Source organism: Runella sp. R0.1_18 (assembly GCF_057652155.1).
The window spans coordinates 1-25727 of the sequence record NZ_JBYFCK010000016.1 but is presented as its reverse complement, the minus strand read 5'-3'; the positions used below and the strand labels follow the sequence as shown (position 1 = coordinate 25727).

Below are 25727 nucleotides of genomic sequence, written 5' to 3'. Positions count from 1 at the left end.
TTGGCATTTATTTGTGGCTTCAAATTTAACGCATAAACTAACCAAGCATTTTTACTGAGACAAGACCTAATTCAACATCGACTTTTTGGGTTTATAAAACTGAAAAAGTCTGACCCAACACATATCAAGAAACGGTGCTTGATGCGCCCAAAGTGAATTAAAATGTAGTAGCTTTAATATCGTAGTGCTTAGAGGGCCTCCAATTTTTGGAGGCTCTCTTTTTGTAAAAACGGTCGAAAAACGACTTTTTGTAACTACCTGATAATCAGCGAGTGGAACATTAGAGCAAAAGATTGGAACATTAGAGCAAAAGAAAATTGGGAAAATGGAACATTAGAACAAAGGATTGGAACATTAGAGTTAACACGATTTGAGAACTCAGCCGTATGTTTGTGGGCGCACAATTGCGGTCTAAATCAATAAACTTTTTGCTTTCTATCAAACCATGACAAAACTCTCCATCATCGTCCTTCTGGGTGTCTTATTGCTGCTTTGTTGCATGTAAGATTCACACGTTCAAAACAATCCAAAATGAAATCAATTACTACACAAAATTTAATTCTATCAAGATGAAAGAACTAATTTACATTTATTTTTTGGGCAATAATACCTTACCTCGCCTCATGGCTTGGTTCCTCCTCTTTGCTCTCGTGCTTTCTCTACAGGTCCAAGCAGCCACTATCACCGTCACAAACGGTAATGATACTGGCGCTGGTTCTTTATGCCAGGCTATTGCCAATGCCATAGGGGGGGATGTTATTGTTTTATCAGGCGTTACAACGGTAGCGCTTACTTCTGAAGAACTTGATGTTAATAAAAGCCTGACTATTGATGGCGGTACAGCTGTTGCTGAAAAAACTGCATCGTTATCTGCCAATATTCGTAATAACGTAACTAACAGTAGTGCCTACAACCTCATTGGTACGGAGGGGAGGGGGTATAGTGGGTAATAGTCGCACTTTTGGTTCAACTGAATCACAGACCAATGGAGGAAATACAACTTATTTTCTTGACCAAGACAATGATGGCTTCGGCAATCCTGCCGTTAGTCAACAAGCTTCTAGTCAACCCAGCGGCTATGTGCTTGACAATACCGATTGCAATGACGACAATAGCGCCATCAACCCATCTGCGACGGAGTTGACAACGATTGCGATGGTTCGGTGGATGAAGGGGTGACCACCCGCTACTACTACGATTTTGATGGAGATGGATATGGGGAAGCTGCTGCCTATATTGACGCTTGTGCACCCAGTGGTTTTTATTCCGCAACGCTGACTGGCGATTGTACCGCCGACGATGCCAACATCTATCCGGGTGCGACAGAAATTTGCGATGGCAAAGACAACGACTGCGACGGGCAAATCGATGAGGGTTTCATTACCCGTTATTTTTACGACACGGATGGGGATGGTTATGGTCAAAGTGTGGTTTTTATTGATGATTGTTCACCCAGTGGTTTTTATACCGCAACGCAGGGGGGCGATTGCAATGACAACGACGCCAACATCAATCCTGGGGAGGTAGAGCTTTGCAACGACATCGACGACAATTGCAACGGCATATTGGATGAAGGCTTTACGATCATCCGCTACTATTATGATGCAGATGGCGATGGTTTTGGGGAGAGCGCTGCTTTTAGAGACATCTGTGGGCCACTGGGTTTTTATACTGCAACCCTGGACGGCGATTGCAACGGGGGTGACAATACGGTTTATCCTGGTGCACCCGAGATTTGCGATGGCAAAGACAACAACTGTAACGGTACCACGGACGAAGGGTTAACTAGGGCTTACTACGCAGATAGTGATAACGATGGTTTTGGCGATCCTACAGTAAGCCAGGAAGCTTGCAGTCAACCTGCTGGCTACGTGATCGATAACACGGATTGTAATGCTAATGATCAACTTGAAAAACCGGATCAAGTTTGGTATGCGGATGTAGATCATGACGGATATTCTGATGGTACTACACTTACGCAATGCCTGCGCCCAGAAGGTTACAAAGTAGTTTCCGAACTGACAGCACCCAACGGCGATTGCAACGATAACAATGGTGCCATCAACCCCGCTGCGACCGAGATCTGTGATGGCATCGACAACAATTGCAATGGCTCTACCGATGAAGGTGGTCTGATGACCTATTATGCCGATGCCGATAACGATGGATTTGGCAACCCAGCTATCAGTCAACAAGCTTGCAGTCAACCCAGCGGTTATGTCACGGACAATACTGATTGTGATGACAACGATGCTTTGGAAAAACCGGGTCAAATCTGGTATGCGGATGTGGACAACGATGGTTATTCCAGTGGTACAACCTTGACGCAGTGCCTGCGGCCAACAAACTATAAAGTAGCAGCAGAGCTAATCGCAACAACTGGGGATTGCAACGACAACGTAGCTGCGATAAATGCTGGAGCGACGGAAGTATGCGACGGTATCGATAACAATTGCAACGGCTCTACCGACGAAGGGGGGGGCACCACTTACTACGCGGATGCGGACAACGATGGATTTGGTAATCCAGCCATAAGCCAGCAAGCGTGTAGCGCACCAGCGGGTTATGTGACCAATAATACAGATTGTAATGACAATAGTGTATTGGAGAAACCAGGCCAAGTGTGGTACAAAGACAGTGACGATGATGGATATGCTGAAACAGGCGCAGCGAGCATGACGCAATGTTTGAGGCCATCGGGTTACAAAGCAGCGAGTGAGTTGACTTCAACTACAGGGGATTGTAATGACAGTAATTCTGCGATTATCAATAGTCCAAGCGCGACAATCAATTACGCGGGTACTCCTTTTTGTAAAAGTGTGACCAACGTGGTTGTGACTTTAACAGGCAATAGCGGTGGAATATTTAGCTCAACTTCAGGTTTATCCATCGACGGGATGACGGGAGCAATCAATCCAAGTACATCTACGGCAGGAATGTACACGATAACCTACACGCTTGGGGCTTCGGGTGGTTGTTCGGCAGTGAGCACGACGGCGAGTGTTGCTATTCAAGGCTCCCCCACGATTTCGTTGACTACATTGCAACAAACGCTCAACGAAGGCAACAACCCTGTTCTCTGCGACACGGATGCGAATCCTATTAATAGTTTACAATTTAATGTTTCGGGTTCGTGTATTTCGGGTTCTCCTGTTTGGCGCGTGCAGGTGGGCAGTGGCGCATGGAGTTCTTGGTCGGCCAATGCCCCAGTTTCCCAATTATCCAATAACCAACCTCACCGCTACCAAGCGGCTTGTGATGCGGCTTGTGCTTCGACCTATTCGGGCGTGATTGAGTTGACGATTGGTGTGCCTCCTGTTCCCCCCCAACAAGTAACTGTGAGTAAAACGACGGGTTGTCCAGGTGAAACCGTGACACTCTCCGCTCATTGTGGAGCTCATACCGTACGGTGGTATTCATCAGATTCACCTAATTCTGCCCTTCCAAGCTCTACCATAACGATTAGGCGCGAGATGCCTAGTTACTGGGTGAGTTGTGTGAGTTCACTTGGTTGTGAGAGTGTTAAAGTAGCAGCACCATCGATTGTTGTCAAGTCCTCACCTTCGCCATTTGGTATCACAGGGGGAGGCTATCTGGGCTGTAATAACGTTTCTGCTATTTTAACCTCTGGTTCAGAATTGAACACCTTGTACCAGTTGTACTACAATTCGTTGGGGACTAGCCAGCAAGTGAATGGGAATGGAGGTGTTTTAAGTTTTGGTATTCCGAGTTTTGGGGGCACTTATCGTGTGATCGCCAAGGATAAGACGAGTGGATGTATTACGGAGTCGAGTGGGGAGGTGGTCTATTACAATGTTAGCAAGCCGAGCAAGTTTCAAGTGACGGGTGGGGGCAGTTTGTGTGGAAGCGGAAGTGTTACTTTGGGGTTATCCAGTTCCCAAGTAGGTGTTAATTACCAGTTGAAGCGCAATGGAGGGTTATATGGTAGCAATGTATTATCAGGTACAGGTCAGAAGTTGAGTTTTGGTTCGACGCTTGAAACGGGGACATACACAGTAGAAGGCACCTCATCTTCAGGCTGTGTTTTGACGATGCAGAATGGGGTATTGGTGACGAATTTTCCGTGTGGTCTCCGAGTTGGGGTAGATGATTTGTTTGGGATATCTGTTGATTCATCTATTGACTCTTGGGTGAGTATCTTGGGTAATCCAGTGGGTAGCATTTTGTCGTTACGTTTCAACCAGTCGATTAAGGGGGAGGTTTTGTTGGTGTTGGTTGGATTGGGAGGTGAGGAGTTGTATCGGCGTTCATTGTTTGATTTGGAATCTGACCATGTGGAGGATATTTCAATGGAAGGCTATGTAGCGGGGAGTTATGTATTACGGGTTATATCCTCTGAACAGAGGCAAGATTTCAAGATTAGTAAATTGGCTAGATAGTGTGCGGATGTGGATAGTGATTACTCAAGGGGAATAGAGGTTGAGAATCCAATCGAAAGGTGTCGTGGGTGTAGGAGCTGCGAGGACAGCAGTCACCGATAGCAAAGGGCAAGTAGTTCAAACTGCCTTAACCGATGCCTCAGGTCGTGAGGTGTTGCGCCGCCAATTTGTGCCTGAAACCAACACGCACCAAGAAGAGTTTGGCGTAAGTGAATTGCCTGCGGGAATGTATTTCTTGAAGGTATCTACTTCAGAAAAACATACTACTTTGAAAGTGGTGAAGGTGGGGCAGTAAGCCAAATTTAGCGGGGCTTAATGAAGGGTTGCTTGAGTGTAAGATACATTCAAGCAACCCTTTATCGTAAATAAATAAAAAAATATACCTTTTTAGAAGAATAAAAATAAAAGTATGCAAAAACAATCCTAGGTTAAAAATAAATTTTGTCGTTACTTGTAGCTCCATTTTACTAGAATGCGCTATTTGCCCTATTTTGACTGTTTATGAACTTTAAGCTGATTGTTGCCTGCTTTGTATTTATAGGTTATCAACAATTGTTTGCGCAAAAGGCAATTACAATTAGCGACAGTGTATCTTCAGTGCCCCTGAGTCAATTTGCGGAGGTGTTTCGTGACCCTACCCAGAAAATGGGTTTTGCGGAAGTACAAAAGCAAAAATTTATGCCTGTTAGCGCGCCCGCGTTTCAGTATGCCTTTTCTAAAGATGTGTTTTGGTTTAAGGTTCAGGTGGATAATCAGAGCCGTTTGGACCAAAATAATTGGTATATGGTATGGAGCGACGGGCTCAAAGACCACGTAGATTTGTACGTGCAGCAACCCGACGGAACGGTGCAAATTCAATACGGTGGGATGTTGACGCCCCACGCCCAGAAAAAATACCAAGGGCAATTGCCCGTTTTTCGATTAGGGGTATTGCCTAAAAGTCAGGTCAGTACGTATTATGTTCGCTTGCAAGCCGATGAAAGTATCGTGGGGCAACTCACGCTGATGACCCACCAAGTGTATATCGATCAGGTGTCAACAAGCCTGGCACCGATTTGGATGGAGATTGGAATCCAGCTGCTAAGGGTGCTTTACAACATCATTTTGGCCTTGTACATCCGAAATACTTCATTTCGTTGGTATGCTTTTCATACCGTCATTGTTACGTTGTCAGTTTTGGGGTCTATGGGCTTGATTGGGGCCTATTTTAGCGATATTCCGTGGTTGGCTAAGGTACTCAATTCGGGTTTTTATCAGCTTATGCCCGCTACTTACACGCTCTTTATGTATTCTTTGCTGCAAGTGCCTCGGCATTTTCCCAAGCTTCGGTGGGTGTTTCTGAGCGTTGTCGTGCTGAGTGTTGGACAGGTCTTGGCCGTTTTTTGGTGGCCGCGCACGCATTTGCTCGAATTTAATAATTACCTCTTTCTTTTTACGGAAGCACTCCTGATTTCAACGACTTTGTATGCAATGATGAAGCAAATTAAATTTAATCGTTATTTGCTGATTCCATGCTTTATTACGTTGGTTCCTTTTCTGTTTCTAAACCTTCAGGCCCTGGGAATTATCAATTTTTCGTGGACGTACCCACTCATTTATTTTACCAATTTTATCGAAATCGTCGCTTTGTCTTTGGTATTGGGGAAAATTATTGATGTTACTGAAAAGGACAAGATTCGGACAGAAAAGGCGCTATTAACAGAGAAACTTGAGGCCGAAAAATTGCAGGAGTTGGATACGCTCAAAACGCGGTTTTTTACCAATATTTCGCACGAGTTTCGGACGCCACTTACTTTGCTGGTGGGGCCGCTGGCAGATTTACGAAAAAAGTTTCCCAATGAAGACCTTGTGCAGGTGATGCAACGCAACGTCAATCGACTTCAGGCGCTGATCAATCAGTTGCTAGACTTGTCGAAGTTTGACGCAGGCGAGCTAAAAGTAGAAACTAGAAAAGGGGATATTTTTCAATTCTTTTCGTATATATTTGGTTCGTTTGAAACGTTGGCGCAAAATAAGAACCTGCACTTCAACGTCCACCAAAGTCACCGAAGTTTAGACGCGCAATTTGATGCTGACAAACTGGAGAAAATTACGACCAATTTACTTTCCAATGCGTTTAAGTTTACGCCCAATAACGGAAGAATTGAAGTAGAAGTAGAATATATCCCTAAAGAAACAGATATAGACGTCATATTGACGGTCGCTGACAACGGTATTGGGATTGACGCCCAGCGACTTCCGCGCATTTTTGACCGCTTTTATCAGGTGGACGATACCTCGCATCGAAACTATGAAGGCACGGGAATCGGGTTGGCTTTGGTGAAAGAACTTGTGGAAATTCTTAAAGGACGTATTTCGGTAAAAAGTGAGGTAAATAAAGGAACCACTTTTCGCGTAGCGTTTACTTTGATAGCTTCGCCCGCCGACATGACTGCCGCAGACGCAACCTTTGAAACCACCCATACCGATACATCCATCTCTTTGTTGTTGACCGAAGCGGCACAAGAGCCAATCCTCGCGCCCACCGACGACCAGCCCGTGTTGCTCATCGTGGAAGACAACCCAGATTTGCGGCTCTACCTCCGAAAAATTTTTGAGACACAATACCAAATCATAGAAGCCAACGACGGGCAGCAAGGACTAGAAATCGCCCTACAGAACGTGCCTGATATGGTCATAACGGATTTGATGATGCCGCGCCTCGATGGGTTTGGGCTGTGTGAGCGCCTAAAAACCGACGAACGGACGAGCCATATTCCTGTGGTGTTGTTGACGGCCAAAGCCACCCTAACCGACCGTCTGGAGGGGCTAGGTTTGGGAGCAGATGAGTACCTTCAGAAGCCCTTTAACAAAGACGAATTGGTGATTCGGGTCAAAAATTTGCTCCAGCAACGTAGTTTGCTCAGGGAGAAATTTAGCTTACGCGCGACAACTTTACCGAGCGAATCTGCGGTAGGGAATGAGGTATCGCAGCAGCTGGACAATCAGTTTATTCAGCGCATTCGGGCGGTGATTGATGCCCATTTGAGTGAAAGTAACTTTGACGTGGATGGATTATGTAAAGCATTGGGCATAAGCCGTACCAATTTACACCGCAAATTAAAAGCCCTGACGGGTACCTCCGCGACCGAGTTTATTCGTAAAATACGCCTGCAACGGGCAGCCCAATTGGTGCAGCAAAATACCCTCACGGTCTCAGAGATTGCGTATCAAGTGGGGTTTGAAAGTTTGTCTTATTTCTCCAAATCGTTCCAAGAAGAGTTTGGAATGTCTCCTTCGGAATATGGCCGTACTACCGAATAATTGCCAAAAATAGCTCAAAATCGCTTGTTGTAACCATCTGATAATCAGCGAGTGGAACATTAGAGCAAAAGATTGGAACATTAGAGCAAAAGATTGAGAAGGCGGATTTGACGTGATTTTGTGGGCGCAATGTATGTTTGTGACAGTTGGAAACCCTACTTCCAAACATGCACAACCTTTACAAAATCAACCATGAAAAAATTCTTCTATCTCTTCGTGCTTCTGTTTCTGAGCCAACAAATTTTGGCGCAGAACCCCTTCATCACCCGTTGGGATTTATCAAAGTCAGGCTCGGGAACAAATAACCAACTTACCATAGGAACTGCTACTTCGGGTACTGTGAGCTACACGTGGACGACCGTTCCTGCAGGTACAAGCGGGATGGGGACTTTTAATGGAGGAACTCTGACCATTACGGGTTTACCCGTCAATGCCATCATTGATTTGAGCATCGACCCTACCAATTTTCAACAAATAAGAATGGGTAGCAGCGGCTCTGACCGCCAGCGCTTGATGGAAATAAGACAATGGGGTGATGTGGCTTGGACGAGTATGGAATTGGCTTTTTCTGGGTGTAGTAATATGACCCTAACGGCCGCTGATGTGCCGAATTTGACGGGGGTGAGGAACATGAGTTATATGTTCAGCGGTTGTAGTTCCTTTAACCAAGCACTTCCTGATGGTTTCAATACCTCGTCAGTGACTGATATGAATAGTATGTTTTTTAATTGTAGTTCCTTCAACCAAGCACTTCCCGAAAGTTTCAACACCTCGTCAGTGACTAATATGAGTGGTATGTTTTTTGGTTGTAGCATCTATGATAAGCCTTTACCGAGTAACTTTATCACCTCGTCAGTGACTAATATGAGTGGTATGTTTCGGAGCAGTAGGGCTTTTAACCAATCCCTAAGCACCTTCAATACCTCGTTGGTAACTGATATGAGTAGGATGTTTCAGGACTGTAGGGCCTTTAACCAACCCCTAAGCACCTTCAACACCTCGTTGGTGACCAATATGACTTATATGTTTTTAGACGCTATAGCTTTCAATCAAAGCTTGGAAGCCTGGGGGCCGAAGCTCAATGCCAATGTGAATTTGGTGTATTTTCTGGATTACAGCGGGATGGATATTACCAACTATGATGCCACGCTCAGGGGCTTCAATGCGAGTGGTGTAACGGGAAGAAACATGGGAGCTGCGGAGCTAAAATACTGCGATTCGGAGGGGAATAGGGCTAGTTTAACTTCGGCCAAAAGCTGGACAATTAGCAGCGATTTAAGTGCAGTTCCTATGCCGCCAACGGTGGGGACGATTACGCAGCCAAGCTGTTCGGTAGCAACAGGCTCGGTGGTGTTGAGCGGTTTACCTGCCAGTGGAACATGGACGTTGACGCGTAACCCAGGGTCGGTCACGAGCACGGGTAATGGCACATCGACGACGGTAACGAGTTTAACTGAAGGTACTTATACATTTACAGTGACCAATGCGGAAGGTTGTACTTCATTGGCTTCAGCAAATGTGGTTATCAATGCAGCGCCTAGTTCTCCATCGAGCCCCACGAGTCCATCAGTTGCGCCATCGGTTATTTGTACGACTGGAACGGTAACCTTGAGTGCATCAGGCTGTTCGGGAGGGACACTTTCATGGTTTGATGCTTCGGACAATTCAGCGGTCACTAGCACGCCTACGGTATCAAGTAGTAAATCATTTTATGCAAAATGTACAGTTGGAGGTTGCACGAGCGTGGCAAGTAGCAATGTCGATGTAACAGTCATCACACCATTGGCAACCTCTCCAGGCCCTGTCAATATCACATGGACAGGCGCAATAGATACCGATTGGGGCAAAGCCTGTAATTGGAGTCCTGCGTGGGTGCCAGATGCTACTTCGCCTGTCATTATCCCTAATGTGAGTAATGCGCCTAGTATTGCAGCAGGTACGGCGGCGCTGGCTTACTCAGTTAACGTACAATCTGGGGCTTTCCTTACTATTGGAGCTACAGCAACGTTGACTGTCAATGGATTTTTATCCACAACCAATACATCTAGTTTGTTAAATCAAGGGACCGTGACCAATTCGGGTAGGTTAATCATTGGGTCAACACCTACAGCGAGGGAATTTGGCTTATGGAACGTGGGTACTTTTACCAATGACAGCGGTGGTGAAATTAGTATCGACAATTGCACCAGCAAGGGTATAAATAACAATCAAGCTTCATTCTTCAACACGGGGAAAATTAACATTGGAGCAACCGCCAGCGTAGGAGGATTTGGAATAGAAAACCAACAACTTGCTACTTTTAATAACAATACAGGGGGGGAGATCAAGATAAGTGGTTCAACCACGGCGGGTGTATTGAATGGATTGGGATGTACGTTTACCAATGCCACGGTTATTGACATTGGAGCTACTGCTAGTGCAGGTATTTATGGAATAATAAATCAATCAACGTTCAATAACAATGCTGGCGGAGATATCCGAATTGATAACGTAACTACCGATGGAGTCTATAATTTTAGTGGTACATTTACCAACAACGCTAAGGTAGTCACTGGGACAGGGATAACGTATGCACTAGAAAATATGGGTATTGTGAACAATACTGCTTGTGCTACATTTATGGCGATGTCGGGTACGTTTCAAAATAAAAGCTACGGAACCATCACGAATGCAGGACTGATTCAAGTAACATCTACGCTTGAAAATAGCGGCACTTTTAATAACGAGGGAGTACTGAAATACGGTTCATTGACTGGTACAGTGACCAGCAACCAAAACAGCTCAATCATTGTCAATAATTCTGTTCCTATTTTTACTTACGGAGGTACGTATAATGGTAGTGGTGCAAGCATTGTCAACGGTATTTATAAGGAGCAAGCCGCCACAAACGAAGCAGGTTCTTTTACAGCACCCAATGCGTTTGTGCCTGATGTTTCATTGCCTTTGGGCACCCAAACACTCTATGCCAAAATAACACCGAGCGGCGGGGCTTGTAGTTATGTGGTGCCGTTTAGCTATAACAATGTGGCGGTAGCTCGCCCCTTCATCACCCGTTGGGATTTATCAAAGTCAGGCTCGGGAACAAATAACCAACTTGTCATAGGTGTTGCTACTTCTAGTCCAGTGAGCTACACGTGGACGACCGTTCCTGCAGGTACAAGCGGGATGGGGACTTTTAATGGAGGATCTCTGACCATTACGGGTTTACCCGTCAATGCCATCATTGATTTGAGCATCGACCCTACCAATTTTCAACAAATAAGAATGGGTAGCAGCGGCTCTGACCGTCAGCGCTTGATGGAAATAAAACAATGGGGTGATGTAGCTTGGACAAGTATGGAATCCGCTTTTTCTAGTTGTGCCAACATGACCCTAACGGCCACTGATGTGCCGAATCTGACGGGGGTGAGGAACATGAGTTTTATGTTTAGTGGATGTCGCTCTTTTAATCAAGCACTTCCTGAGGGTTTCAATACTTCGTCGGTGACTGATATGAGTTTTATGTTTAGTGGTTGTAGCTCCTTTAATCAAGCACTTCCCGCAAGCTTTAATACGTCGTTGGTGACTAATATGAGGGCTATGTTTAACGGTTGTAGCTCCTTTAACCAAGCGCTTCCCGAAAGCTTTAACACGTCGCTGGTGACTGATATGAATGCTATGTTTCAGCTTTGTATCTCCTTTAACCAAGCATTTCCCGCAAGCTTCAACACGTCATCGGTAACCAATATGAAGGTTATGTTTATCGGTTGTACTGACTTTAATCAGCCCCTAAGTTTCAATACCTCGTCGGTGACTGATATGAGTGCTATGTTTCGGGGTTGCACCTCCTTTAACCAATCCCTAAGCACCTTCAACACCTCGTCGGTGAAAGATATGAGTTTTATGTTTGGTAGTTGCAGCTCTTTTAATCAGCCCCTAAGTTTCAATACCTCATCGGTGAAAGATATGAGTGGTATGTTTCAGCTTTGTAGCTCCTTTAACCAATCCCTAAGTAGTTTTAACACCTCATCGGTGACTAATATGAACACTATGTTTGGTGGTTGTCAGTCCTTTAACCAACCCCTAAGCTCCTTCAATACCTCGTCGGTGACTGATATGAGTGCTATGTTTGCTAATTGTAGCTCCTTTGATCAACCCTTAAGCAGCTTCAACACTTCATCGGTGACTAATATGGCATTGATGTTTAGTGGCTGTAGTTCCTTTAATCAACCCTTAAACACCTTCAACACCTTGTCGGTGACTAATATGAGTGATATGTTTAGTGGCTGTAGTTCCTTTGATCAACCCCTAAGCAACTTCAATACTTCATCGGTGACTAATATGAGTGATATGTTTAGTGGCTGTAGTTCCTTTAATCAACCCCTAAGCAACTTCAGCACTTCATCTGTGACCAATATGAGTGGTATGTTTAATGGTTGTAGTTCCTTTAATCAGCCCCTAAGCAACTTCAATACTTCATCGGTGACTAATATGGCATTGATGTTTTTGGATTGTATCTCCTTCAATCAATCCCTAAGCACCTTCAACACCTCATCGGTGACTAGTATGAGTTATATGTTTAGTGGTTGTAGCTATTTCGATCAAAGCTTGGAAGCTTGGGGGACGAGGCTCAATGCCAATGTGAATTTGGGGTCTTTCCTGAATAACTCTGGTATGGGTGTTGCCAACTACGATGCCACGCTCAGGGGCTTCAATGCGAGTGGAGTAACGGGTAGAAATATGGGGGCAACAGGTTTAAAATACTGCGATTCGGAAGGTAATAGGGCTAGTTTAACCTCGACAAAAAACTGGATTATCACAGGTGATGCAAGTGCAGTTCCTATGCCGCCAACAGTTGGCACGATTACGCAGCCAACTTGCACAACATCGACAGGTTCGGTGGTATTGAGTGGTTTACCTGCCATTGGAACATGGACGTTGACGCGTAACCCTGGGGCGGTCACGAGCACGGGTAGTAACTCAACGACGACGGTAACGGGCTTAACTGAAGGTACTTATACTTTTATAGTGACCAATTCGTCAGGCTGTACTTCATTGGCTTCCGCAAATGTGGTTATCAATGCAGCGCCGTCAGTTCCAAACGTTACCTTAACCACCGTCGAAAACTCTGGTACTGTTGTCAATGATGGGACTATTTGTGCAGGGGCGTCAGTTACCTTGAGTGTGCCTGACGGAGGTACTGGTACGACTTATAGTTGGAGCAATGGAGAAACGACAAACAGCATTACTGTCAGTCCAGGCGCAACGACTACTTATACCGTCACTGTGACTAAGGGTGGGTGTAGTTTGACAAACAACCGAACAATCACGGTTAACGAACTCCCCAGTGTCAGCATTCAAATAACCGAAAATTCAGGGGTAGCGGCCAATGATGGTATCATTTGTGAAAACGACCCTGTTACTTTAAAAGCGAGTGATGGCGGTATTTTATATCAGTGGAATGATGCTTCAACGTCCCAAAGTATTACGGTAAATCCGAGTACGACAAGGACTTACTCGGTAAATTACGCAGACGTCAGACGCTGTATTGCAACGGCCAGTGTCGAGATTGCGGTGGTTGCGCCTACGACCTATTATGCCGACTTGGACAACGATCGCTATTCGAGTGGTACGACTTTGACGCAGTGCCAGCGCCCAGCAGGATATAAACTAGCGACTGAATTATTAGCCACCAGCGGCGACTGCAACGACAACAACGCTGATATTAAGCCAGGCGCTACCGAAATCTGCGATGGCATCGACAACAACTGTGATGGTATCATCGACGGTGGCGCCGTTTGTCCCGCCGACTATACCATCAGCACCGCAGGCGGTGTCCTTACTATTACCGATGTGTCGGGTAATGGCGAAACGCTGAACATTTCAGAAAGTGGAGCTAATATTCGCTTCGCCACAGTACCTGCTACCCGAACTTTCTCTCTCAATGGCGGCCCAACAACGGCTTTCAGCACGTCTGCCGACGTAGTACTTTCAGAGGTTTCTAGCATTGTAGTCAATACCGAAGTAGGGAATGATATTATCAACATAGGGGGATTCAACGCTACTAATCTTCTCCCCAGTTTGACCATCAATGGCGGAGCAGGAGATGACCAAGTGAACTTTAATGGTGACATTACTTTTGCTACTGATGCCAACCTAGACGTGGATTTACAAAACGATACTGCTATCCCTGGCACTGACGCGGTGGCGTTCAGCTCGGGGGCTAATCTGATTTTGTCGGGTACAGGTACGGCTACACTGAAAGGAAGCAAAAGTGTAGGTTTTGGCAACAGCTCTTCACTTGAAACCAGTAACGGTAACCTGATTGTAGAGGCCAACCAGCAAGCCACGGCTAGTACTAGTACTGGTGGTATTTTTTATGGTGTATTGGTCGATGGGGCAACACTGCGAGTCAATGGCACTGGTGTACTCAGTATCAAGGGCAAAAGTGAGAACCACCCGTTATTAACCGTATATGGCGTATATGTCAGAAACGGAGGATTGATCAGTGGCGGTACCAGTGGTACAGCTACCATCGAAGGTACGGTAGGCTTTACATTAATCGGTGGCAGTAGTGGTGTATATGTCGCGGGGACAAATGCACGTATTAATTCTCTGGGAAGCCATGTTGTTGTCATCGGTACAAATAATAACACTGGTACGGGTACTCTAAGTCGAGGGGTAACAGTAGGTCCAGGTGGTGTAATCACTGCGGGCGGCAGCGGGAATGTAAGCGTGACGGGTACAGGTGGTCGTGTTATTAGTAGTAATGTAGGTGTACATGTGATGAGTAACACAAGTACGATTACTTCCTCGGGAGGAAATGTGAGCGTAACTGGAACAGGGGGTGGTACTGGTAACAGCGTAGCTAATTATGGCATTTGGCAAGAGTCAGGCGGTACGATTACGGCAGGTGGCAGTGGTTCGGTAACGGTACAAGGTACGGGAGGGACAACGACTGGAAACGACAATTATGGTGTTTATCTCACTGGAGCCAATACGCAAATTACCTCTGGCGGTGGTAATGTAATCGTTACTGGTCAAGGGGGCGGTTCAGGTAGTTCTGCGTCTAACTTTGGGGTTTATCTTCAAAGTTCTGCTAAAATCACGTCTGGTGGCACGGGAACCCTAACTGTAAATGGCACGGGAGGAAATACCGCAGGTGGTAATAATTACGGGATATATGTGGGTTCGAGTACCGCACAGATTAACTCCTCAGGTGGAGCAATCAGCATAACTGGGCAAGGTGGCGGAGGAACCTCAGCAGGCGGAGCCAATTATGGGATTTACAGTACTGGTATAATTTCTGCTGGCGGTACAGGTAGTGTAACGGTAAACGGTGTTGGGGCAAATACAAGTGGTATTGGTAATTTTGGGATATATCTTACTGGAGGAAGCATAATCAGTAACAATGGTAATATTGACATTACGGCACAAGGTCGAGGCACAGGCACATCATCTAACAATAGGGGAATCAGTATCCATGGTGGTGCTCAGGTATTGGCAGGCGGTAGCGGTCATGTAATGATACAAGCCAATGGGAGTACAGACGCGACAAGTGGAGCTAACCACGGTCTTTATATAGAAGCTGCGGGTAGTTTAATAAGTTCTACTGGTGGCAATGTAACGATAAACGCAGTAGGAGGAGGGACGGCAGCGAGTGACGCCAATGTTGGTGCCTATATTAAATTCGGTTCTAAGATTAGTGCAGGCGGTGGTGGTACGGTATCTATTACTGGCCAAGGTGGAGCAGGTACTAGTAGTGGTAATAACGGCGTATTCATTCAAGATTCTGGTAGTCAAATCACATCAAGTGGAGGTAGCATCATCATTACGGGTATTGAAGGAAGCGGCTCAAGTAGCGGTATCAGACATGAGCATCTTGAAGCCGCCATCACGACGGCCACCAGTGGAGGCAACATTACATTAATTGCTAACAGTATGAATTTGGTAGGTACGGTCAGTACCCAACTACCAGGGGGGAGCACCACCTTGCGGCCATACACCAACAATGTCGCTATCAATTTAGGTACGGCGACCAATACGACAGGCGGTCCCTTGGGGCTCAGTGATACTGAACTCGACCAGATTACCACGGGCACACTCATCATCGGCCATGCCAATAGTGGAAATATTGATGTTTCATCTGCGATTACCCGCCCTGCCAGTACCAACGTACAACTCATTAGCAGCGGGGACGTGCTCATCAGCAATGGTGGCTTCGATACGGGTGGTGGTACGATGTTACTCGACCCAGGTACTTCGTTAGCGGCAGTGAAGCCTACTTTCAATGGTACAGACGTGACGGCCAGTAGGTTGTCCTTTGCTGGTGGTTTAAGCATCGCCATCAATGGAACCACTTTAGGTGACGGGACGGGCAGTACTTATACTCAGCTTAAAGTCACAGGAGAAGTTAACTTAGCGGGGGTGGACTTACTTTTTACTGGTTCTTACGTACCAGTGAGCGGCAATACTTTTACCATTGTGGACAATGACGGTAGTGACGCCATTGTAGGAACATTTACGGACTTATTGGAAGGAGCAACGATTCCTAATTTCAGAGGAAGTGGATTGACGGCGACCATTAGTTATATGGGAGGTTCGGACAATAATGATGTGGTGATAACGGTTAATGGTCCCATCGTGGTTTCTATCAATAACCCTACTGTTGTCGAAAGCACAACAGGAACGGTGACCATGAGCTTCAATATAACGATGAATACCGCCTCGGATGCTGATGTTTCCCTCAATTATGCGACGGTTGATAATACAGCAACTACCGCCGACGGTGACTATCAGTCTAACTCGGGGACACTTACTTTTACGGCGGGCCAAACGAGCAAACAAGTCGATGTGACCATCAACGGTGATTGTAAGACGGAATCCGCAGAAACGCTGCTCCTTCGCCTGAGTAATTTAATCACCAATGGCCGAAATGTACGTTTTAGCAATAGTGGCACGACCCTTGATGGCACGGGTACAATTCAAAACGTGGCGAATCCCATCACATTGACTGCTCCCACGGTCACGCAGCCTAGTTGTAGTACGGCAGGGACGATTGTGGTCAATGCGACAGCGAGTGGTTCGCTGGAATACAGCATTAACAACGGCAGCACTTGGCAAAGTAGTGCTACCTTCAACAACCTATCAGCGGCTAATTATCAACTAAAAGCGCGTCTTCAAGCTTCTTCCAGTTGTGAAGCTACGTACGGGAGCAATCCAGTGGTGCTCACTTCTCCTTTTACTACTTCAACGACTACCGATACATGGACGGGCTGCGTTTCAACCGATTGGGCGACGGCGGGCAACTGGCAAGATGGCACAGTGCCAACGGTGAATGACGACGTGGTGATTCCAAACACCACCAACAAACCCGAGATTATGGCAGGGACGTTGGCGGTTGCCAAGTCGGTGGAGGTGCTGTCTAGTGCAAGGCTGACGCTGGATGCGTCAGGGAGTTTGACCATCAACGGCTCAAAAGTTGAATCAGGCCCTCTTACTTCAGCGTTGATTGTCCGAGGAGGGACAATGGTTAACAACGGTTTGCTCGTACTTGGTAATTCTTCCAGCGTTGGCAGCGTAGGGCTAAGCAACTACGGAACATTTACCAACGCAGGGGAGCTTCGCATCGACCGTTTCACCGCCGCTGGGATTAACAACGTAGTCGTGAATACTTTTACCAATTCGGGCAAAATCATCATCGGAGCCAACGCAACGGGTGGGGTGACTGGCTTGGTGAGTGCAGGTACGTTTACCAATCTTGCGGGTGGGGAAATCAACATTAGCCAAACTAGCCAAACGGCGTTGAGTAGCGCTGGCGATTTTACCAATAGTGGCAAAATTATTCTGAGTGATGTAGGTAACAGAGGGCTTGATTTCACTCCGTCGATTGCTGCTACTTTTTCAAACAACGGAAGTGGGGAAATTATCATCAATGGTGTTGTTCAATACGCAATCAATGTCAGTGGTGGTACTTTTACCAACACCGCTAAAATTACGATAGGGGGCACAGGTAGTGCAGGTTCTACGGGGATTCTGAACTCGGGTACTTTCAACAACAATCAGGGGGGCGAACTAAGTATTGACCGAACAAGTTTCAACGGTATTTTCAACTATGCTACTTTTGTCAATGCGGGTAAAGTAAGTATTGGAACCAACACAGGCGGAACACTTGTGGGCATAAGGAGTCAAGGGACGTTTACGAATCGGGCTTGTGCTACGCTCATTATGACCTCACCGATTAATAACACGGGGACTAATTCTTTTACTAATTCGGGCTATTTTAGGGTAACTACCGCAAGTGCGCATACAAATTCTACTTCGGGTTTAGTAAATAATGGTGTCATAGAATACCCCGTCGGGAATGCCATACCCAACGTAGTCAACAACGGCATCATCGCTGCTCCCATTTCAGTATGTAGTCCAGCGCTGCAAATAGGGTCTAGTAATACATTGGCCATTGGGACTACGTGGTACGAAGAGGTAGGCTTAACGACCTCGGCAGGGACGTATCAACTGGCGTCAAACAGCTTTAGTAGTACGCGTAGTTTTCCAGGGACATACGTCAATTATTTTTCAGTAAGCGATGCCACCAACAGTTGTTCTTACGTAGCCTCTGTCAGTCAGACGCTTGGGGCACTGCCGACGATAACCACTGGCCCAAGTCCAGCCATTTGTGCAGGTAGTAATTCATTCACTATACCTTACACTGCGACAACAGGCTCTCCAACAACCTATTCTATTTCGGGTGTAGGCATTACTGGGGAGAGTAATGTACTTTTGCCTGCTACACCAATCGTTGTTAATTTAAGTGATCCTGCTTCGGGCAATTTGATCAACTATACATTAACAGTGAGTAATGCGGGAGGCTGCACGTCGAATATAATAACAGGCAGTGTGACAGTAAATGCTTCTCCAACGGCCAATATCAGTTATGGAGGCAGTCCTTATTGTAAAAGTTTAACCAGCGGAGTTGTAACATTAATTGGTAGCGGCGGCGGAACATTTAGCTCAACGTCAGGTTTGAGTATTGATGGGACGACGGGCGCCATCAATCCAAGTACCTCTACAGCGGGTACTTACACGGTGACGTATTCGCTTGGGGCATCTGGCGGTTGCGCGGCAGTGAGTGCGACAGCGAATGTGACAATTACGGATACACCAAGTGCGACAATCAATTATTCAGGCAGTCCTTTTTGCAAAAGTGTAACCAGTGGAGTTGTGACATTGACGGGCAGCAGCGGGGGAACATTTAGTTCCACTTCGGGCTTGACCCTTGACGGGGCGACGGGGGCAATCAATCCAAGTACCTCTACAGCAGGGACATACACGGTGACGTACACAATTCTTGCTTCGGGAGGCTGTTCGCAGGTGACAGCGACGGCGAGTGTGGTCATTACAGACGTTCCAAGTGCCACAATAAGCTACGGTGGAACACCTTACTGCAAAAGTGTAACCAGTGGAGTTGTGACATTGACGGGCAGCAGCGGGGGAACATTTAGTTCCACTTCGGGCTTGACCCTTGACGGGGCGACGGGGGCAATCAATCCAAGTACCTCTACAGCAGGGACATACACGGTGACGTACACAATTCTTGCTTCGGGAGGCTGTTCGCAGGTGACAGCGACGGCGAGTGTGGTCATTACAGACGTTCCAAGTGCCACAATAAGCTACGGTGGAACACCTTTTTGCAAAAGTGTAACCAGTGGAGTTGTGACATTGACGGGCAGCAGCGGGGGAACATTTAGTTCCACTTCGGGCTTGACCCTTGACGGGGCGACGGGGGCAATCAATCCAAGTACCTCTACAGCAGGAACATACACGGTGACGTACACAATTCTTGCTTCGGGAGGTTGTTCGCAGGTGACAACGACGGCGAGTGTGGTCATTACAGACGTTCCAAGTGCCACAATAAGTTACGGTGGAACACCTTTTTGCAAAAGTGTAACCAGTGGAGTTGTGACATTGACGGGCAGCAGCGGGGGAACATTTAGTTCCACTTCGGGCTTGACCCTTGACGGGGCGACGGGGGCAATCAATCCAAGTACCTCTACAGCAGGAACATACACGGTGACGTACACAATTCTTGCTTCGGGAGGCTGTTCGCAGGTGACAGCGACGGCGAGTGTGGTCATTACAGACGTTCCAAGTGCCACAATAAGCTACGGTGGAACGCCTTATTGTAAAAGTGTGACGAGTGCAGCGGTAACATTAACTGGTAACAGCGGTGGCGCATTCAGTTCGACGGCAGGTTTGAGTATTGATGCAAATACAGGAACGATTAATCCAAGTGCTTCTACAGCAGGGACATATACAGTGACGTACACAATTCTTGCTTCGGGAGGCTGTTCGCAAGTGACAGCGACGGCGAGTGTGGTCATTACAGACGTTCCAAGTGCCACAATAAGCTACGGTGGAACACCTTTTTGCAAAAGTGTAACCAGTGGAGTTGTGACATTGACGGGCAGCAGCGGGGGAACATTTAGTTCCACTTCGGGCTTGACCCTTGACGGGGCGACGGGGGCAATCAATCCAAGTACCTCTACAGCAGGAACATACACGGTGACGTACACAATTCTTGCTTCGGGAGGTTGTTCGCAGGTGACAGCGACGGCGAGTGTGGTCATTACAGACGTTCCAAGTGCCACAATAAGCTACGGTGGAACACCTTATTGTAAAAGTGTGACGAGTGCAGCGGTAACATTAACTGGTAACAGCGGTGGCGCATTCAGCTCAACATCGGGTTTGAGTATTGATGCAAATACAGGAACGATTAATCCAAGTGCTTCTACGGCAGGGACATATACAGTGACGTACACAATTCTTGCTTCGGGGGGCTGTTCGCAGGTGACAACGACGGCGAGTGTGGTCATTACAGACGTTCCAAGTGCCACAATAAGTTACGGTGGAACGCCTTACTGCAAAAGTGTAACCAGTGGAGTTGTGACATTGACGGGCAACAGCGGGGGAACATTTAGTTCCACTTCGGGCTTGACCCTTGACGGGGCGACGGGGGCAATCAATCCAAGTGCCTCTACAGCAGGGACATACACGGTGACGTACACAATTCTTGCTTCGGGAGGCTGTTCGCAGGTGACAACGACGGCGAGTGTGGTCATTACAGACGTTCCAAGTGCCACAATAAGTTACGGTGGAACGCCTTACTGCAAAAGTGTAACCAGTGGAGTTGTGACATTGACGGGCAGCAGCGGGGGAACATTTAGTTCCACTTCGGGCTTGACCCTTGACGGGGCGACGGGGGCAATCAATCCAAGTGCTTCTACAGCAGGGACATACACGGTGACGTACACAATTCTTGCTTCGGGAGGTTGTTCGCAGGTGACAGCGACGGCGAGTGTGGTCATTACAGACGTTCCAAGTGCCACAATAAGCTACGGTGGAACACCTTACTGCAAAAGTGTAACCAGTGGAGTTGTGACATTGACGGGCAGCAGCGGGGGAACATTTAGTTCCACTTCGGGCTTGACCCTTGACGGGGCGACGGGGGCAATCAATCCAAGTACATCTACAGCAGGAACATACACGGTGACGTACACAATTCTTGCTTCGGGAGGCTGTTCGCAAGTGACAGCGACGGCGAGTGTGGTCATTACAGACGTTCCAAGTGCCACAATAAGTTACGGTGGAACGCCTTACTGCAAAAGTTTAACCAGCGGAGTTGTAACATTAACAGGTAGCAGCGGCGGCGCATTCAGTTCGACGGCAGGTTTGAGTATTGATACCAATACAGGAACGATTAATCCAAGTGCTTCTACGGCAGGGACATATACAGTGACGTACACAATTCTTGCTTCAGGAGGTTGTTCGCAGGTGACAGCGACGGCGAGTGTGGTCATTACAGACGTTCCAAGTGCCACAATAAGCTACGGCGGAACGCCTTACTGCAAAAGTGTGACATCGGCAGTGGTAACATTAACTGGCAGCAGCGGGGGAACATTTAGTTCCACTTCGGGCTTGACCCTTGACGGGGCGACGGGGGCAATCAATCCAAGTACCTCTACAGCAGGAACATACACGGTGACGTACACAATTCTTGCTTCGGGAGGTTGTTCGCAGGTGACAGCGACGGCGAGTGTGGTCATTACAGACGTTCCAAGTGCCACAATAAGCTACGGTGGAACACCTTTTTGCAAAAGTGTAACCAGTGGAGTTGTGACATTGACGGGCAGCAGCGGGGGAACATTTAGTTCCACTTCGGGCTTGACCCTTGACGGGGCGACGGGGGCAATCAATCCAAGTACCTCTACAGCAGGAACATACACGGTGACGTACACAATTCTTGCTTCGGGAGGTTGTTCGCAGGTGACAACGACGGCGAGTGTGGTCATTACAGACGTTCCAAGTGCCACAATAAGTTACGGTGGAACGCCTTACTGCAAAAGTGTAACATCGGCAGTGGTAACATTAACTGGCAGCAGCGGGGGCACATTCAGTTCGACGGCGGGCTTGACCCTTGACGGGGCGACGGGGGCAATCAATCCAAGTGCCTCTACAGCAGGGACATACACGGTGACGTACACAATTCTTGCTTCGGGAGGTTGTTCGCAGGTGACAGCGACGGCGAGTGTGGTCATTACAGATGTTCCAAGTGCCACAATAAGTTACGGTGGAACGCCTTATTGTAAAAGTGTGACGAGTGCAGCGGTAACATTAACTGGTAACAGCGGTGGCGCATTCAGCTCAACATCGGGTTTGAGTATTGATGCAAATACAGGAACGATTAATCCAAGTGCTTCTACGGCAGGGACATATACAGTGACGTACACAATTCTTGCTTCGGGAGGTTGTTCGCAGGTGACAGCAACGGCGAGTGTGGCCGTTCAAAACAAACCAACGATTACACTAACTACCCTCCAACAAACGCTCAACGAAGGCAACAACCCAGTTCTCTGCGACACGGATGCGAATCCAGTTAACAGTTTACAGTTTAATGTTCTGGGTTCGTGTGTTTCTGGTTCTCCCGTCTGGCGGGTGCAGGTGGGCAGTGGCGCATGGAGTACTTGGTTGCCCAATGCCCCAGTTTCCCAATTATCCAATAACCAAGCCCACCGCTACCAAGCGGCTTGTGATGCCAATTGCATGAGTACTTATACTTCACCGATTGAGTTAACGATTGGTGTGCCTCCTGTTCCCCCCCAACAAATAACTGTGAGTAAAACGACGGGTTGTCCAGGTGAAACCGTGACACTCTCCGCTCATTGTGGAGCTCATACCGTACGGTGGTATTCATCAGATTCACCTAATTCTGCCCTTCCAAGCTCTACCATAACCATTACGCGCGAGATGCCTAGTTACTGGGTGAGTTGTGTAAGTTCACTTGGTTGTGAGAGTGTTAAAGTAGCAGCACCATCGATTGTTGCCAAGCCCTCCGCAGCGCCATTTGGTATCACAGGGGGAGGCTATCTGGGCTGTAATAACGTTTCTGCTATTTTAACCTCTGGTTCAGAATTGAACACCTTGTACCAGTTGTACTACAATTCGTTGGGGACTAGCCAGCAAGTGAATGGGAATGGAGGAGTTCTAAGTTTTGGTATTCCGAGTTTTGGAGGCACTTATCGTGTGATAGCCAAGGATAAGACGAGTGGATGTATTACAGAGTCGAGTGGGGAAGTGGTTTACTACAATGTTAGCAAGCCGAGCAAGTTTCAAGTGACGGGTGGGGGTAGTTTGTGTGGAAGCGGAAGTGTTTCTTTGGGGTTATCCAGTTCCCAAGTAGGTGTTAATTACCAGTTGAAGCGCAATGGAGGGTTATATGGTAGCAATGTATTATCAGGGACAGGAGAGAAGTTGAGTTTTGGTTCGACGCTTGAAACGGGGACATACACGGTAGAAGGCACCTCATCTTCAGGTTGTGTTTTGACGATGCAGAATGGGGTATTGGTGACGAATTTTCCGTGTGGTCTCCGAGTTGGGGTAGATGATTTGTTTGGGATATCTGTTGATTCATCTATTGACTCTTGGGTGAGTATCTTGGGTAATCCAGTGGGTAGTATTTTGTCGTTACGTTTCAACCAGTCGATTAATGGAGAGGTTATGGTGGTGTTGGTTGGATTGGGAGGCGAGGAGTTGTATCGGCGATCGTTATTTGATTTGGAATCTGACCATGTGGAGGATATTTCAATGGAAGGCTATGTAGCGGGGAGTTATGTATTACGGGTTATATCCTCTGAACATAGGCAAGATTTCAAGATTAGTAAATTGGCTAGATAGTGTGCGGATGTGGATAGTGTGTTGTCCTGAGATAGCGATATAGGGATTTACGATTAAAAGTACAATATCTAAACAGTAGTATCGTCAAGTTACTACTGTTTTTTTGTAACTGTTTAGGGACGCTATTTGCATAGATGAGATTATGGAGGAGTTGATTAAGGAAATATCGGACTTGAAGGCGTTAGTCAACCGCTTACTACTTCGTATCGAGGAGCTAGAAGCGGAAAATGCTGACTTGCGTCGTCAACTTGGCCAGAATTCCTCAAACTCACACAAGCCACCTTCCAGCGAGGGTTATTCCAATCGGAGCGATGCGGAAGCCAGTAATTAAAGCAGCGCTTCCAAAATCATCAGGCAAAAAGCCAGGAGGTCAGCATGGTCATACAGGCAAAACCCTTCAATTCGTAGAACATCCTGACGAGATTCATACTGACATTGAATGATAATTGCGTATAATTGAGAATGAAACAATTAGACTATACAACCCTGATTAGGGAAAGCGTACCAGATTTAGAAACCCTAGAGCGTGAGCAAAGTCAATCACGGTTTCGCGATTATGTACGTTTTATTCGTTATTTAAAAACAGGCGAAGCCTCTAGCCAAGTGGCAAGTGGGGCAAAAATCGGCTTAAAACCTCGCCAAAGTCAAAACCTATGGCAGCGTTACCTATCCCAGGGTTTGGCCGCTTTACTGATTGAAAAGCGAGGGAGTTCTGTTGGTCATTTGAGCTATCATCAAATCAGTCTTTTGCAATCCTTCTTGCGCAATAGCACAACACCTCTCACCCAAGAGCAAATCATTATTTGGCTCAAAGATAGTTTTGGCGTTGTATTTACCCAAGGTGGATTAAGTAGTTTTTTAAAACGCTTAAAGGTCAACGGGGACGCCCGCGCGGCTCAAGACAGGGCGTCCTGTCAATGTTCGTCAAAAAGAAGGCGATGTAGAAGATTTTAAAAAAAATATAACATGCTTATAGCAGAAATAGCCCCTGAAAGTCGCTATTTTGAAGATGAATTGCGCTATGGAACCCGAATAGAAGTAGGCAAGAGATGGTTACCCCAAGGCGAAAGACCTGTTTGCCCTGTTAAAATCGGCTATGATTTTGGCCTTCTTTTTGTAGCACTTTGCCCTTTTGATGGCGATGTATTTGTCATGTTTTTACCCAACATGAATGTGTTGTGTTTTGATATTTTTCAAAAGTCGCTTTTGGAACATATTGCTCAAAAAACAAACAAGTCCAGCCAAGAAACGACAAAATCACTCGCTTTGATAATGGATAGGGCTTCTTGTCACACAGCAGCTACTCAGAGGGAAGAAATTAAATATGTGTTTTTACCGCCAGCATGTCCAGAGTTAAACCCTGTGGAAAGATTTTTTAAAGAACTTAGAAAAGAACTCAAATTAAGAGTATTTCAATCATTAAACTCATAGAAGAAAAAATAGCAGAACTGCTAAAAAAATACTGGCAGAACCCTAAAGCTGTGATTAAATTAACCAATTTTCAATATATCAATACGCAATAATCATTTAATATTGGTATCATATCCATAGTGCCAGCCAGTGTGGCAATTGTGGCCTTGCCTTACAAGGTGAGGGACAAGTCGTTGCCCGCCGTCAGGTGTTTGATTTGCCACCTACTGGTTTGTGGGTAAGCCAGCACGAATTGGTGGCTCACCGTTGCTCATGTGGGCACAAGCAAGTCGGTCAGTTTCCTGTGGATGTGGTCGCTCCCGTTCAATTTCAATAGCAGTTAAGGAGGCTTTGCAACTTTTAGTCAATTGTTTTTGCATGACAGGGTTGACAAAACTTTGTTGC

At 46.7% G+C, this 25727-nt stretch carries 10 protein-coding genes and 1 pseudogene; 10 read left to right on the top strand and 1 reads right to left on the bottom strand.

The annotated features are described in order from the left end of the window. Positions 1 to 569 precede the first annotated feature (569 nt). From AC23P2_RS23105 to AC23P2_RS23060, 10 genes are all read left to right on the top strand, one after another. On the top strand, positions 570 to 950 hold the full coding sequence (locus AC23P2_RS23105) for a hypothetical protein (RefSeq protein ID WP_487775395.1): 381 nt from the start codon (positions 570 to 572) through the stop codon (positions 948 to 950). Continuing rightward, positions 904 to 1179, top strand: coding sequence for a hypothetical protein (locus AC23P2_RS23100; RefSeq protein WP_487775394.1), 276 nt, complete (start codon positions 904 to 906; stop codon positions 1177 to 1179). Before AC23P2_RS23105 ends, AC23P2_RS23100 begins: the two co-directional genes overlap by 47 nt. Then, positions 1128 to 4400, top strand: coding sequence for a MopE-related protein (locus AC23P2_RS23095; RefSeq protein ID WP_487775465.1), 3273 nt, complete (start codon positions 1128 to 1130; stop codon positions 4398 to 4400). The genes AC23P2_RS23100 and AC23P2_RS23095 overlap by 52 nt, the downstream gene beginning before the upstream one ends. A 40-nt stretch (positions 4401 to 4440) precedes the next feature. Beyond that, on the top strand, positions 4441 to 4695 hold the full coding sequence (locus tag AC23P2_RS23090) for a T9SS type A sorting domain-containing protein (RefSeq protein WP_487775393.1): 255 nt from the start codon (positions 4441 to 4443) through the stop codon (positions 4693 to 4695). 206 nt (positions 4696 to 4901) lie between these two features. Further along, complete coding sequence (locus tag AC23P2_RS23085; protein ID WP_487775392.1) at positions 4902 to 7703, top strand: ATP-binding protein; 2802 nt, start codon at positions 4902 to 4904, stop codon at positions 7701 to 7703. A gap of 192 nt (positions 7704 to 7895) precedes the next feature. After that, positions 7896 to 23912 (top strand): BspA family leucine-rich repeat surface protein, encoded by a 16017-nt coding sequence (locus AC23P2_RS23080; RefSeq protein WP_487775391.1) that lies wholly within the window; start codon positions 7896 to 7898, stop codon positions 23910 to 23912. Between the two features lie 142 nt (positions 23913 to 24054). Continuing rightward, on the top strand, positions 24055 to 24243 hold the full coding sequence (locus AC23P2_RS23075) for a DUF6444 domain-containing protein (protein ID WP_487775390.1): 189 nt from the start codon (positions 24055 to 24057) through the stop codon (positions 24241 to 24243). Then, on the top strand, positions 24224 to 24355 hold the full coding sequence (locus tag AC23P2_RS23070) for a hypothetical protein (RefSeq protein ID WP_487775469.1): 132 nt from the start codon (positions 24224 to 24226) through the stop codon (positions 24353 to 24355). Before AC23P2_RS23075 ends, AC23P2_RS23070 begins: the two co-directional genes overlap by 20 nt. Positions 24356 to 24374: 19 nt before the next feature. Further along, positions 24375 to 24866, top strand: coding sequence for a helix-turn-helix domain-containing protein (locus AC23P2_RS23065; protein ID WP_487775389.1), 492 nt, complete (start codon positions 24375 to 24377; stop codon positions 24864 to 24866). A gap of 12 nt (positions 24867 to 24878) precedes the next feature. Then, positions 24879 to 25343, top strand: coding sequence for a transposase (locus AC23P2_RS23060; RefSeq protein ID WP_487775388.1), 465 nt, complete (start codon positions 24879 to 24881; stop codon positions 25341 to 25343). Positions 25344 to 25546: 203 nt separating this feature from the next. Here AC23P2_RS23060 and AC23P2_RS23055 read toward each other — a convergent pair. Next, a pseudogene (locus AC23P2_RS23055) lies at positions 25547 to 25727 on the bottom strand (hypothetical protein); the annotation flags it as partial.

Excerpts from the sequence above, each read along its gene's own strand:
- AC23P2_RS23070 (WP_487775469.1), top strand. The coding sequence starts at position 24,224 with ATGCGGAAGCCAGTAATTAAAGCAGCGCTTCCAAAATCATCAGGCAAA.
- AC23P2_RS23085 (WP_487775392.1), top strand. The coding sequence starts at position 4,902 with ATGAACTTTAAGCTGATTGTTGCCTGCTTTGTATTTATAGGTTATCAA.
- AC23P2_RS23080 (WP_487775391.1), top strand. The coding sequence starts at position 7,896 with ATGAAAAAATTCTTCTATCTCTTCGTGCTTCTGTTTCTGAGCCAACAA.
- AC23P2_RS23075 (WP_487775390.1), top strand. The coding sequence starts at position 24,055 with ATGGAGGAGTTGATTAAGGAAATATCGGACTTGAAGGCGTTAGTCAAC.
- AC23P2_RS23060 (WP_487775388.1), top strand. The coding sequence starts at position 24,879 with ATGCTTATAGCAGAAATAGCCCCTGAAAGTCGCTATTTTGAAGATGAA.
- AC23P2_RS23065 (WP_487775389.1), top strand. The coding sequence starts at position 24,375 with ATGAAACAATTAGACTATACAACCCTGATTAGGGAAAGCGTACCAGAT.
- AC23P2_RS23105 (WP_487775395.1), top strand. The coding sequence starts at position 570 with ATGAAAGAACTAATTTACATTTATTTTTTGGGCAATAATACCTTACCT.